The 370-nt window shown below is 42.7% G+C and carries 1 tRNA gene and 1 rRNA gene; both read left to right on the top strand.

Annotated features, from left to right (window positions below):
* Positions 1–68 (top strand): 16S ribosomal RNA (locus ACEN4L_RS13490); the annotation flags it as partial.
* Between the two features lie 84 nt (positions 69–152).
* Positions 153–225: transfer RNA gene (locus tag ACEN4L_RS13495), tRNA-Ala, on the top strand.
* The last annotated feature ends 145 nt before the right edge of the window (positions 226–370 follow it).

The raw sequence follows: 370 nt of genomic DNA on the forward strand, positions 1-370 counted from the left end.
GACAGATAATTGGGGTGAAGTCGTAACAAGGTAGCCGTATCGGAAGGTGCGGCTGGATCACCTCCTTTCTAAGGAATTAACGGAATCCTACACGGTTCGCTTTTACTTTGTTTAGTTTTGAGAGGTTAATTCTTCTCTCAATTAAATAGTTTGGGGCCTTAGCTCAGCTGGGAGAGCGCCTGCCTTGCACGCAGGAGGTCAGCGGTTCGATCCCGCTAGGCTCCATTGCAACTTAGTTGCAACTGAATAGTGTTCTTTGAAAACTGGATATTGTCTAATAGAAACATTTAAGTAAGAAACCGAGAAACACACCGCGTTTAAAAGAGTTTTTTAATTGTTCTTATCGCAAGATAAAACAAGCAACTTCGGT

This window comes from Desemzia sp. FAM 23988 (assembly GCF_045528365.1).
GTDB lineage: Bacteria > Bacillota > Bacilli > Lactobacillales > Carnobacteriaceae > Desemzia.